The sequence below is a fragment of the Arcicella gelida genome, from assembly GCF_034931025.1.
Classification (GTDB): Bacteria; Bacteroidota; Bacteroidia; order Cytophagales; family Spirosomataceae; genus Arcicella; species Arcicella gelida.
This window is the reverse complement of sequence record NZ_JAYGIL010000002.1, coordinates 122,666-135,979: the sequence shown is the minus strand read 5'-3', so window position 1 is coordinate 135,979 and position 13,314 is coordinate 122,666. Positions and strand designations below refer to the sequence as shown.

10 protein-coding genes and 1 pseudogene are annotated in these 13,314 nt (G+C 34.9%); 6 read left to right on the top strand and 5 right to left on the bottom strand.

Annotation, left to right across the window (positions count from 1 at the left end; genetic code table 11):
- The first annotated feature begins 30 nt into the window (after window positions 1–30).
- Window positions 31–1,143, top strand: coding sequence for an XdhC family protein (locus VB776_RS00615; RefSeq protein WP_323324993.1), 1,113 nt, complete (start codon window positions 31–33; stop codon window positions 1,141–1,143).
- 80 nt (window positions 1,144–1,223) lie between these two features.
- Window positions 1,224–2,932: pseudogene (locus VB776_RS00610) on the top strand (alpha/beta hydrolase-fold protein).
- Between the two features lie 80 nt (window positions 2,933–3,012).
- Here the strand turns inward: VB776_RS00610 and VB776_RS00605 are convergent.
- The 3 genes from VB776_RS00605 to VB776_RS00595 form a co-directional block, all read right to left on the bottom strand.
- Window positions 3,013–4,005: a hypothetical protein gene (locus tag VB776_RS00605; protein WP_323324991.1), complete on the bottom strand. Its 993-nt coding sequence runs from the start codon at window positions 4,003–4,005 to the stop codon at window positions 3,013–3,015.
- A 57-nt stretch (window positions 4,006–4,062) separates the two neighbouring features.
- Window positions 4,063–4,632, bottom strand: a complete 570-nt coding sequence (locus VB776_RS00600; protein WP_323324989.1) for a hypothetical protein — start codon at window positions 4,630–4,632, stop codon at window positions 4,063–4,065.
- A gap of 155 nt (window positions 4,633–4,787) precedes the next feature.
- Window positions 4,788–5,039: a winged helix-turn-helix transcriptional regulator gene (locus VB776_RS00595; protein ID WP_323325451.1), complete on the bottom strand. Its 252-nt coding sequence runs from the start codon at window positions 5,037–5,039 to the stop codon at window positions 4,788–4,790.
- Between the two features lie 208 nt (window positions 5,040–5,247).
- Between VB776_RS00595 and VB776_RS00590 the strand changes: the two genes are divergently transcribed.
- Window positions 5,248–5,880 (top strand): nitroreductase family protein, encoded by a 633-nt coding sequence (locus VB776_RS00590; RefSeq protein ID WP_323324986.1) that lies wholly within the window; start codon window positions 5,248–5,250, stop codon window positions 5,878–5,880.
- 607 nt (window positions 5,881–6,487) lie between these two features.
- Here VB776_RS00590 and VB776_RS00585 read toward each other — a convergent pair.
- Window positions 6,488–7,006, bottom strand: a complete 519-nt coding sequence (locus tag VB776_RS00585) for a hypothetical protein (protein ID WP_323324984.1) — start codon at window positions 7,004–7,006, stop codon at window positions 6,488–6,490.
- Between the two features lie 462 nt (window positions 7,007–7,468).
- Here VB776_RS00585 and VB776_RS00580 point away from each other — a divergent pair, with 462 nt between their 5' ends.
- Window positions 7,469–8,203 carry a hypothetical protein gene (locus VB776_RS00580; protein ID WP_323324982.1) on the top strand — a complete coding sequence of 245 codons (735 nt, stop codon included), beginning with the start codon at window positions 7,469–7,471 and terminating at the stop codon, window positions 8,201–8,203.
- 652 nt (window positions 8,204–8,855) lie between these two features.
- Here the strand turns inward: VB776_RS00580 and VB776_RS00575 are convergent.
- Complete coding sequence (locus VB776_RS00575) at window positions 8,856–11,081, bottom strand: sodium-translocating pyrophosphatase (protein WP_323324980.1); 2,226 nt, start codon at window positions 11,079–11,081, stop codon at window positions 8,856–8,858.
- 307 nt (window positions 11,082–11,388) lie between these two features.
- Between VB776_RS00575 and leuC the strand changes: the two genes are divergently transcribed.
- The gene (gene leuC, locus VB776_RS00570; protein ID WP_323324978.1) at window positions 11,389–12,786 is read left to right on the top strand and encodes a 3-isopropylmalate dehydratase large subunit; all 1,398 of its coding nucleotides are present in this window, start codon (window positions 11,389–11,391) and stop codon (window positions 12,784–12,786) included.
- A 135-nt stretch (window positions 12,787–12,921) separates the two neighbouring features.
- The gene (locus VB776_RS00565) at window positions 12,922–13,278 is read left to right on the top strand and encodes a four helix bundle protein (protein ID WP_323324976.1); all 357 of its coding nucleotides are present in this window, start codon (window positions 12,922–12,924) and stop codon (window positions 13,276–13,278) included.
- Window positions 13,279–13,314 lie beyond the last annotated feature (36 nt).

Below are 13,314 nucleotides of genomic sequence, written 5' to 3'. Positions count from 1 at the left end.
GAATGCAGAAAGCTATACTTTTAACCAACAATGAAAGAAATAAAAACAATTCTTGAAGCGTATCAACAAATAGATTTTAATACTCATAAAGCTGCTTTGGCGACTGTTGTAAGAGTTGAAGGTTCGTCTTACCGAAGAACAGGAGCTAGAATGTTGGTATCAGATACAGGTGAATTTGTCGGTGGAATCAGTGGAGGTTGTTTAGAGGGTGATGCTTTGAAGCGTGCAAGATTGACAATGGCTCAAAACAAAGCGACGATTGTTACTTATGATACTTCTGATGATGACCCTTACCAAATTGGTGTGGGTTTGGGTTGTAATGGCATTATTGATGTATTATTAAAACCTTTGGATAATACTAACCCTGACAATCCTGTACAAATTCTTTCACAATGTGCTGATACACGTAAACGAAATGTTTTACTCACTTTTACCAAAGTGAAAGGAAATCAACCTTTGGTGAATCTGGGTGATACTTACTTATTTAATTCTCCTGAATATTTTACTGAAAATTTTCCTATTCCAGCACTTTTATCTGCAATTATCACTGATGTTGAAACTTGTTTAAGTATCGGCAAATCCCAAAGTAATACTTATCAAACAGAAAATGGTGAAGTTCAGATTTTCTTAGAAGTATTATTGCCAGCGATTCATCTGGTGGTTTATGGAGGGAATTATGATATTTATCCGATGGTAAAATTGGCGAAAGAGATAGGATGGAAAGTAAGTGTAGTTTGTAATCCATTGAAAGTACAGAAAAGCCTTTTTGATTGGGCTGATGCAGTGATTGAAAAAGAAAAAGGAACGGAAGTAAGTATTGATGAATATACTGTTGCCTTATTGATGGCACATGATTATAATACGGACTTCAATAATTTACAACATTTATTAAAAACCGAAATTCCCTATATCGGTTTACTTGGTCCTAAAAAACGAAGTGAAAAGATGTATAAAGCTTTAGCTGAAGAAGGAAAAGCCATTTCCGAAAGTGATTCCGCAAGAATTGCCTCACCTGTTGGCTTAGATATTGGAGCCATTACTCCAGAAGAAATTGCTATTTCTATCATCGCCGAAATTAAAACTGTCTTTTCAAAAAGAAGTGGAGAAAGATTGAAGTTTAGAGATAAACCGATTTATGAGTAAAAATTAGAAGTATGAAATGCTGAGCTTACATTATTTTTTGATATATTGAGTACTAATCGTTTCATCTTCAAATCTTTATCATGAAAAAAATCTTACTACTCTTTCTAATCGTATTTCCTTCTCTTATTCAGGCACAGCAATTTGCGGTTATTTTCGGCGAAAATCTTAGTAAAGTTCCTCTTGATGGGCGACTAATGCTTTTTATTGCCGACAACAATAAAAAAGAACCTCGCAAGCAAATCAGTGATGATGCTGATTCTCAATTAATGTTTGGGATGAATGTTGATAATTGGAAGCCCAATCAAGTACAAATCATTGATAGTAAAGCCTTTGGTTATCCTATCAGAAGTGTCAAGCAAATTCCTGATGGTGTGTATTATGCTCAGGTTTTACTGCATAAGTACGAAACTTTTCATAGAGCCGATGGACATACCGTAAAGCTACCTATGGATAGGGGAGAAGGGCAACAATTTAATGAAGCTCCTGGCAATATTTATAGTATTCCTGTTAAAATTACTTTGAAAAAAGCTAACAATCAGCTTATTAAACTTAAGATTGACCAAGAAATTCCTCCCATTCCTGCTCCACTAGACACTAAGTACATCAAGCATATAAAGATGAAAAGTGAGTTGCTCAGTAAATTCTGGGGAAGAGATATTTATTTAGGTGCAAACATTTTAATTCCAGAAGGCTTTGATACTCATCCAGAAGCACATTATCCTTTAGCTATTTTTCACGGACATTTCCCCGCTGATTTTGATGGCTTTAGTGAAACGCCTCCGCCAGCCGATATGAAAACGGATGATTATTCTGCGAGATTTAACATTTATGGCTATAACAAAATTGTAAAAGAAGAAGCCTATAATTTCTACAAGCAATGGACAAGTAAAGATTTTCCAAGAATGTTAATTGTTGAAATTCAGCACGCTAACCAGTTTTATGATGATTCTTATGCTGTGAATTCAGAGAATATTGGTCCTTACGGTGATGCCATTACGTATGAGTTGATTCCATACATAGAAAAACAATTCAGAGGTATCGGGAAAGGTTGGGCAAGATTTATGTATGGCGGTTCTACAGGTGGTTGGGAAGCTTTGGCAGCACAAATATTTTATCCTGATGAATACAATGGCTGTTTTGCGGCTTGTCCAGACCCAATTTCTTTTGAGGCTTATTCTTCGATAGATTTATATAAATATCCTAATGCTTACTATTACGAAAGTCCTTGGAAAAGAACGCCTATTCCCGGTAAAAGAGATTACTTAGGCAAAGTAAAATGTACTGTTGAAGACATGAATTATCATGAATTGGCACTCGGTGATAAAACTCGTTCAGGAGGACAATGGGATATTTGGGAAGCTGTTTACTCACCTGTAGGAAGTGACGGTTATCCGCAAAGAATTTTTGATAAAACTACGGGAGTCATTGATAAAAAGTAGCTGAATACTGGAAAGAACATTATGACTTGCTACATATTTTAAAAAGAGATTGGGCTACATTAGGCCCTAAATTGCAAGGGAAAATCCATATTTATTGTGGTGATATGGATAATTACTATTTGAACAATGCTGTTTATTTGATGGAAGATTTTTTGAAAGGAGTCAAAAATCCAAGTTATGGTGGTGAAGTAACTTATGGCGACCGTGCAGAACATTGCTGGAATGGTGATCCTAATCAGCCAAACTATATTTCAAGATTAAGATATAATACGATGTATATCCCTAAAATTTTGAAACGTATTGAAGAATCAGCCCCCAAAGGTGCTGATTTGACTAGTTGGAAGTATTGATAAATAGAAAAGTCCTCGGTAATTCAACTTACTGAGGACTTTTTGTTTGTGGCTTTTCGAAGTATCTCAATATTTCTAAGCTACAAACCTTGTAAATACTTCAAAAACTCTTCTTTGGTAGTTTTTTCTAATTGTATCTCAATGGATTGGTTAGCTTCTACGTTAAAATCTTTGAAATAAGAATAAAGATTTTCATCTTCACTGACGGCATAACAAACTAATTTAATGTGTTCACCCACTGGAATTTCTTTTGCAGAACCATTATAAACTTCCATTACAGATTTAATTCTATCAAAATAAAGGAAGATAAATATTGAACCAATCGCTGGTGTTTTAGAAGTAAATTTCAATACGGTTTTCTCTACTGGTGAATTCATGAATTTATCTACATTAATCCAACCAATTTGTGTAGGGAAAATTTTATAATGTCCTTCCTCAAAATACATTTTTGTAGCGACAGAATCTTTCTTAGTAGTGTCAGCAGGCGTTTGTTGCACTTGTTGCATTACTGCTGGTTGCCAATCTACAGTTCCATTACTTTGCTCATTGCCATAAAATACTTTCATGTTAGGATCTGTAGTACCAGATGATGGAATATTGATTGAAAATGTGTTATTGTATGGACTTAAAACCAATGGTTTTCCATCTTTACTAGCCGAAATATTTACTTGTCCGCCAGTTATGAGCATTTTACCATTTGATACGGTAGAAACCCTGTTTAATATCATATCAGCGGGTGTATATAATTCTTTTATCTCAATATCTATTGGATAGTCAACCCAATCGCCATTTGGAAGCATAAAATCATATTTGTTTGCTTTAATCGTTGTTCCTTTTTTTGTGGTGAACGAAAAATCAGCACCGTTGTTTATTTTCTTTTTTATAGTTTCTAAAGGAACAATAGAAGTCTTTTTTACCTGTTCATCTACAGCAGGAAAAACTTCTACTTTAACTACAGGTGGAGGAATTACCTCATCTTTCTTGATGGCATCGAATCTTTCTTTTGAACAACCTGAAAGGAATATCAAGAGTGTAGCAATGATAGTCGATAATTTAAAGGTATGTGTTTTCATTTTAGGTATTGTTTTAGAATAATCGTTTGTGTAAAAAATATTTGATGTTTATACGGGTTAATAAATGGGGCAACTTGCTTTTCTTTTACTCTTGATATAGGCAGGGCAAATAAGTAAACCTATTTCTCCATAACTTTCTTGCCAACGAATATTATATTTTATTTCTCCGAAAAGTCTAACACTATAATTTCCAACAGAAGTGCCAATACCAACTTCTGGAAGAAAATTATTTTGTTTTGAGTTACTCTGTTTTGTTTCAATATAGTTTATCCAACGGTTATATTCTACGCCACCTGTTAAATAAATAGTAGGCTTTTCTACTTCCATTCCTTTCTTAAAACCATTGCGTCTGACATTCCCTTTGAAGACAATATAATTGATGTTTAAACCCGCAAATAATTCATGAATTGTATTGAAAGGAGGAGCGTATTTAAATTGTGGTACTAGCTGAACTCTTGGAATAACTGGAATTTGGGCTCTTAAACCAACACCAACACTATTAAGTGGAAAATTATACATGCCAGAAACTCCTAATGCAATTTTATCTTGAGAAAATAAGGATGTTCTAAAGCAAAGCAGAAAGCATAATACTGATAGTTTGTAGTAAAACTTTGATGAAATAATCATTAGAGTGTATTTATGTTGTGTAAAGCCAAATTGTTAGAATATGAGGCTATTATATTGTACAAAAGTAAAGATTTTTAGATGAAATAAATATACATTCACTTACAATTACATAAGTGCTTCAATCTTTGATATAAAAGAACTAAAATCTTATTAAGCTATCCTCCAATTATCCTTTTACGATGTTCAATGCCCCAATCGGCAATTACGTCTGTTACTTGTCTTAATGTTGCACCGTATTCTGTAATTTCATATTCAACGGTAATAGGTTTGGTATTTTGTACTGTTCTTGTAATCAGTTGGTTCATCTCTAAATCTTTTAATTCTCTACTCAGTACTTTCCCCGAAATTCCGTTGATTTCTTTTAATAAATCTGTATATCTCATCTTCTGATGGCATAGGCAAGCAATGATTGATATTTTTCATTTTCCGCCAATTATATCCATTACATCGTGTATTGCCAGTATTGTTTTAACACATTCTTTCTTCGTTGGTCTTTCAGTAATTTCTATCATTTGTCAGTTAGTTACTTTTTTGTCACGTTACTTTTGGTAACAAAGTTACGATTGTTCATGTTGTTGATTAAGTATTACAACATAAATCTTAAGAAAAACCAAAATGGAATTATTAAATGCTTTAGAGTGGCGTTATGCAACGAAGAAAATGAACGGAAATATCGTTCCTCAAGAAAAAGTAGATTATATCATTGAAGCTGCACGTTTAGCACCCTCTTCATCTGGATTACAACCTTATCAAATCTTTGTCATTAGCGATAAAGAGCTATTAACAAAAATCCAAGCAATCGCTTTCAATCAAAGTCAGATAACAGAATGTTCACATTTATTAGTTTTTGCTGCTTGGGATGGATATTCGTTAGAAAAAATAGAGAAAGTATTTGCTAAAACCTTAGCAGAAAGAGGTTTGCCAGCAGATAAAATGGATGATTATAAACAAAGATTATGGGGAATGTACGAGCCACTTGGTAAAGAATGGCATGCAACGCACGCTGCAAAACAAGCCTATATCGCTTTAGGTTTAGCTATGGCTGCTGCTGCAGAGCAAAAAGTAGATGCTACTCCGATGGAAGGATTTGTTCCTTCTGAATTAGATAAACTCTTAGGTTTAGAAGCTTTAGGATTAAAAAGTACAGTAATTCTACCTTTGGGCTACCGTGATGAAGCACATGACTGGTTAGTGAATCTTAAAAAAGTAAGAACAGCCAAAGAAGTTTTTGTTACTGAGATTAAGTAAGGGATGGAGTGATATTTAGTTTTAGCTTTGTCAACTTTCAAATAGTTGACAAAGTTTTTTTTTGTAATTTATTAATCCCGAAGGGATGTCAGGATTGTAGCAATAATAAGAATGATTTTTACAAAACCCTGAAAGGGTGAGAGAAACGCATTTTAATGCTATGGAAATTGATTTAGCACGTAAAAAAATTTGGTTAAAGAATTCATAAAACATTATTGTATCACCCCTTCAGGGTTTTGTTTTTGCTGAAAATGCTTTTCTATAATCCTGACATCCCTTCAGGATTTTGTTTTATCATTAAACAATCCCGAAGGGATGTCAGGATTATAGAAATATTAGGAACGTTATTAACAAAACCCTGAAAGGGTGACACAAACGCCTTCCGATGCTATGAAAATTGATTTAGTACTTGAAAAAATTTGGTTAAAGAATTCATAAATTGTTATTGTATCACCCTTTCTGGGTTTTGTTTTTGCTAAAATGGCTTCTCTATAATCCTGACATCCCTTCGGGATTTTTATTTTACTTTTAGAATTATTTTAATTAATAAAAATATCCAATCAGGTAAATAGTAGAATGACTTTACCCAATCTCTTTTTTTAAACCTTTATTTATTTAACACACCTACACTTAAACCAATGGTTAGAAAGAGTGATATAAGTACCCAAAACATCCCATCATAATTATCCATTAGATATTTTTTAAAACTTTTCTTCTGAACTTTAATATTTACTTCACCTCTTTTTAATTGCTTAAAAGTTTTATAAAATATATCAAAATCCAATCTTCCAACACTATTCAAATGAATTGTTTTACCTCCCAAAAGCTTTATTGTAGTGATAATATCTGTATAGATATAGGTCTCTTTTAATGAAGAACTTAAAGCATTTGAAGAAACTTTTTTACTTTTCTGACTAATACTTGTAATATCTTTAAGCTCATATTGCTGAGAAATTGGTAAGAATAAATAAGTAATTTCAAGATTATTGGCTGTCAATTTTAAGATTTTTATACTTAGAAAGTAATATAGCGAGGCTAAAGAAAAACCTAAGAAGATGAGAGGAAAAACGATAAATCCAATATTAATAGTATCGTTTAAAGCCGAAATTGTTAATATAAAGAGCATCGTAAAAAATATGAATCCTAACAAAGAGAGCGATATAATAAAAAGTTTAGGTTGTGTTTTAAAGATAGTTGTTGTCATTCCTGCGATTAAGATAAGGTAATAATATTAAGCAAAATTTGGCTAGTAATGTGAAATAAATTTTTTTTCAATAGGATTGGGTTTAAACCCAATCCTATTGAAAAAAGAATAACGAACATCAAATCAAGGGATTTTAAAATAGATTTACTAAATCCTGATTTTGCAAAGTCAGCCTACCATATATCCAATAAAATTTTCTTGAGCAAAATTGTAATTTTTAAAAATTTCTTTATTAATTTTAATTACCTAACATTCAAAAACAACAATCTGTTATTCAGGTTGATACGCCACTGATATAAGTTCAACATATATTAATTGCTTGTGATAAATGGGCAATTATAAGATTTTTACTCAATAGTTTTTTCAAACCTAAATTATATCGTTATGTCAACACTACAAGACACGGGCAATGCTGTTAACATTGCAAATTTCCAAAGCCTTATTTCTTATTGCGAAAATTTTGGTGCTGCGTATAATCCTAGCAGAGATGCTTTGAAGCTTAGCCAATTGCAAGCTTTATTGGCGGAGGCTAAAAGTATTATGCTTGTTATTCATGATTTAAGTACGGAACATGATGATGCGGTAAATCACCGAAAGAAATTGTTTGCTGATTTACGTCCTTTAAGTACTAAAGTCTGTGGGGCATTTTCGATTTGTGGCGTGGAGGATGCCGTTGTTGAAGATGCAAAAGGAATTAACCGTAAAATTCAAGGTCAAAGAGCCTCGGCAAAACCTGAGCCTGTGATGGTGGACGGTGTATTGACTACGCCAAAAACGAATTCTTCTTCGCAACAAAGTTTTGATTATATGATAGAGCATTTGAATGCCTTGATTTCTTTGGTGTCTTTTCATTCAGCGTATAATCCTAACGAAACTGATTTAAAAGTGACTACTTTAAAAGCTTTGGCGACTGATTTGAGCAATGCCAACAATGCTGTGATTAATACTCATACGCCTTTGGATATTGCCCGTGGTAATAGAAATACTTTGTTGTATGCCCCAAAGACTGGTTTAGTAGATATTGCTTTGGATGTTAAGACTTATATCAAAGTGACTTTTGGAACAGGCAGTTTGGAGTATGGGAAGGTAAAAGGGATTGCATTTAGAAACGTTCGATAGGATAAAATAACCAATTAATATATGCCCAATGCTTTTGTATTTTAACATAAGTATTGGGCATTTTTATATTTAGTCGGTGTACATTATGGTATAAGCCATCGCACGGACGGGATAGGCTATCGCACTGACGGGATAAGCTATTGCATGAACGGGACAAGCTATCGCAAGAATTGAATAAGCTATCTTACGAACGGGATGAGCTATCTTATAGACAGAATAAGCTATCGCAAGAATTGAATAAGCTATCTTACGGACGGGATAGGCTATCGCACGGACGGAATGGATAATCGTAATGATAATATAGGTAATCGCATGAATGGGATGAATAATCGTAAGGGTAATATAGGCAATCGCACGAATGGGATGGATAATCGTAAGGGTAAAATAGGCTATTTAACCTCATCCCCCAGCCCCTTCTCCTGTTGAGAAGGGGAGCAGTTTGTTGGCTTTAATAATTGATTATCAAATGCTTAATCTATTGTTTGTGAAACTATATCTTTTTCTAAAAAGATTAGATAACAAAAGTTAAATATTAACCAATAAAAAGCCCCCTCTCGACAGGAGAGGGGGGTTGGGGGTGAGGTTATACGGCTATGTATGAGCCATTACTCAGAATAAAAACTGAATCTATTTTAAACCAAATAAAAGCATTCTATTCAACACGCTTCGTAACTACAGTAACCTTAACATCAGCAGGAATATTCTTAATCGTTTTTACAATTGGGATAATCTGTTTTTCTAATGTTGCCCCAACATCCGTAGTATGAACCGCAATGTAAGGTGCAATTACTAATGAAACGATAGACATCAGTTTTATCAGAATGTTCATTGATGGTCCAGAAGTATCTTTGAAAGGGTCACCCACAGTATCACCCGTTACAGACGCTTTATGTGGTTCTGATTTTTTGTAGTACATCGTACCATCAATTAATACTCCTTTCTCGAATGACTTTTTAGCATTATCCCAAGCACCACCAGCGTTTGACTGGAAAATACCCATCAATACACCTGAAACAGTAACGCCTGCTAATAAACCACCCAATACTTCTGGTCCCATTGTGAAACCTACTAATACGGGCGTAATTAATGCAATAGCACCCGGCAAAATCATTTGTTTGATACTTGCTTCCGTAGAAATGGCAACGCATTTTTCATACTCTGGTTCAGCCTTGTATTCCATAATACCCGGAATTTCACGGAACTGACGACGAACTTCATTCACCATTTCCATCGCTGCTTTTCCAACAGCCGAAATACACAAAGCACTAAAGATAAATGGAATCATTCCACCGATAAACAGACCTGCTAAAACATCGGCTTTATAAATATCAATAGCTTTGATACCCGCAATACCCACAAATGCCGCAAATAATGCTAATGAAGTGAGGGCAGCAGAAGCAATTGCAAAACCTTTACCCGTTGCCGCAGTAGTATTACCTACAGCATCTAAATTATCTGTACGCTCACGTACTTCTGGAGGCAATTGCGACATTTCAGCAATACCTCCTGCATTATCAGCAATAGGGCCAAAAGCATCAATAGCCAATTGCATAGCCGTTGTAGCCATCATCCCAGCGGCAGCAATTGATACTCCGTAAAGTCCAGCGAATTTGTAAGAAAGGATAATCCCTGCTGCTAAGACTAAAATTGGCAATACTGTTGATTCCATCCCAACTGCTAAACCACCAATGATATTGGTAGCGTGTCCAGTACCAGATTTTTCGATGATAGACAAAACAGGACGCTTGCCCATTGCAGTATAATATTCAGTAATCATCGACATCAACGCACCAACGATTAAACCAACTACAATAGCTAAAAATACACCGTTAGCAGTAAATTCAAATCCACGAAGATTGAGTGTTTCTGGTAAGATATTTTTTACTAAGAAATACGAAGTAATAAAAGTAATGATGATAGAAACCCAGTTACCCAAGTTTAAAGCATTTTGAACCGAAGAAGTTTCACTTTTAATCTTCACAAAGAAAGTTGAAACCAAAGAAGCCAGCAAACCAACACCTGCAATGAGCATCGGTAACAAAACAGGAGAGAAGCCACCGTAATTATCAGTTACTTCAATCTCTTGTCCGAGTACCATTGTTGCTAAAATCGTGGCTACATACGAACCAAATAAATCGGCACCCATACCAGCCACGTCACCTACGTTATCACCCACGTTATCGGCGATAGTAGCAGGGTTACGGACATCATCTTCTGGAATTCCAGCTTCTACTTTACCCACTAAATCAGCACCAACATCGGCTGCTTTGGTATAAATACCACCACCTACTCTAGCAAAAAGGGCAATAGATTCAGCACCTAAAGAGAAACCAGCTAATACTTCGATAGCAGTTTTCATTTCATCAGAAGTAAGTGCTTGACCCTGTGCGAAGATATTATAAAAGGCAATAAATAAGCCTCCAAGTCCTAAAATAGCTAAACCAGCCACACCCATACCCATTACAGAACCACCAGTGAAGGAAACATCGAGGGCTTTAGAAAGCGAAGTACGAGCTGCTTCGGCAGTACGAACGTTTGCTTTGGTAGCGATTTTCATCCCGATGTAACCAGCCGTTGCTGATAATAATGCACCAATCAAGAATGATACTGCAATTAATGGAGAAGAATGAATAGGGTGTTCTGGTGTGCCTTCATCAGAACCTAACCAGAATAATAATAAAGCAGTAAGGATGGCAAAGTATGCTAATACTTTCCATTCAGCTTTTAAGAATGCAATAGCCCCGTCTGCTATATAACCAGAGAGTTTTTGCATTTCGGCATTTCCTGCAGGTTGTTTAGAAACCCAACTAAAACGCCATGCAGTGTAGAGTAATCCTACTATTCCGAAGGCAGGTACTAAGTAAATAATGTCATTCATAATGGTAATTGAAGGGTTTTAGTTTAAAATTAATGATTAAAATTCATAGCTACTGTTACAAATATACATTTTTAAGTTTCTTATAAAAAAACTATTTCAAGAAAAAATTGGACTGTAAATATTAATATGACAATTAAATAATGCTTAATTCTAATTAATTTCGGTCTTTGAAAGAATAGTAGATGCTTTTTTACGACCATTAATTGATATTGAACTAAAAACGGCATTTTTTGAACTTAATTCGTTAATACTTTATCTTCAATTCTTCTCAAATTTGTAGCATCGAAATTTAATTATTAAAAACAATATGCAACCAACAACATTATTCGACAAAGTATGGGATGCCCACGTTGTTCGTAAAATCGAAGACGGCCCAGATGTATTCTTCATTGATCGTCATTTTATTCATGAAGTTACTAGCCCAGTTGCTTTTTTAGGTTTAGAAACAAGAGGTATCGGGGTGATGTTCTCGAATCGTACTTTCGCTACTGCTGACCATAATACGCCAACGATTAACCAACATCTTCCAGTAGCTGATCCACTTTCTGCTAATCAGTTGAAAGCTTTGGAAACGAACTCTGCGAAATATGGTATTTCTCACTGGGGTTTGAATAATCCTAAAAATGGTATTGTACACGTAGTTGGACCAGAAAATGGTATCACTCTTCCGGGTATGACAATCGTTTGTGGTGACTCACATACTTCTACGCATGGTGCTTTTGGTGCAATTGCTTTTGGTATTGGTACTTCTGAAGTTGAAATGGTACTTTCATCTCAGTGTATTATGCAACCTAAGCCAAAGAAAATGCGTGTAAACGTAAATGGTCCATTGGGCAAAGGTGTTACTCCCAAAGACGTTACTTTATATATCATTTCCAAATTAACTACGGCTGGTGCGACTGGTTATTTTGTAGAATATGCTGGTGATGTATTTGAAAATATGTCAATGGAAGGTCGTATGACGGTTTGTAACATGAGTATCGAAATGGGTGCTCGTGGAGGTATGATTGCTCCAGACCAAACTACTTTCAATTATCTTGAAGGTCGTGAACAAACACCAAAAGGCGAAGCTTGGGATAAAGCATTAGCGTATTGGAAAACATTGAAAACAGATGCTGATGCAGTATTCGATAAAGAATATACTTTTGATGCTGCTGATATTGAACCAATGATTACTTATGGTACAAACCCGGGTATGGGTATTGGTATCTCTAAAAATATTCCAACGGCTGAATCGGTAGAAGGCGGTAAAGCTACTTATGATAAATCATTAAACTACATGGGTTTTGGCGAGCAAGAAAGTATGCTTGGCAAGAAAGTAGATTATGTTTTCATCGGAAGTTGTACAAACGGACGTATCGAAGATTTCCGTGCTTTTGCTTCTATCGTAAAAGGACGCAAGAAAGCTGATAATGTTACTGCTTGGATTGTTCCGGGTTCACACATTGTTGAAGCACAAATCCGTGAAGAAGGTATTTATGACATTCTTACAGATGCAGGTTTCCAATTACGTCAGCCAGGTTGTTCAGCTTGTTTAGCAATGAATGACGATAAAATTCCAGCGGGTAAATATGCAGTAAGTACTTCAAACAGAAACTTTGAAGGTCGTCAAGGGCCAGGTTCTCGTACATTATTAGCAAGTCCATTAGTTGCTGCTGCTGCTGCGGTTACTGGGGTGGTTACAGATCCTCGGACGTTGCTTTAGGCTATAGGCGTTAGGCTGTAAGCTTTAGGCGTTTTATATTGAATAGTCCTTCAGACCAGACTTCAAGAAGTATACAAAAAGCTTATTGCCTAAAGCCTACTTCCTATCGCTAAAAGCCTAAAGCAAATAATAAAAATGAGAGATTTTAGAAAATATGACGTTTGGCAATTAGCTCATAATTTGGTTTTAGAAATCTACGATTTAACGAAAGATTTTCCTAAATCCGAGTTATATGGATTAACTAACCAATTGAGGCGTGCCTCTATTTCTATTCCAACAAATATTAGTGAAGGTTGTGGAAGAAGTAGCGATGCAGATTTTAATAGATTTCTTCAAATTGCTTTAGGTTCAGCACACGAGGTTGAATATTTAATACAATTATCTACTGATTTGAATTTTGTGACAGTAGAAAAACATTCAGAATTAGCGGTCAAAGTAAATTTAATTAAAAAGAAGCTCTATCATTTGAGTCAAAAATTAATAGGAAATTAGCTTTACAAAATAAGTAGAAGTCTTTTATTTTATAAA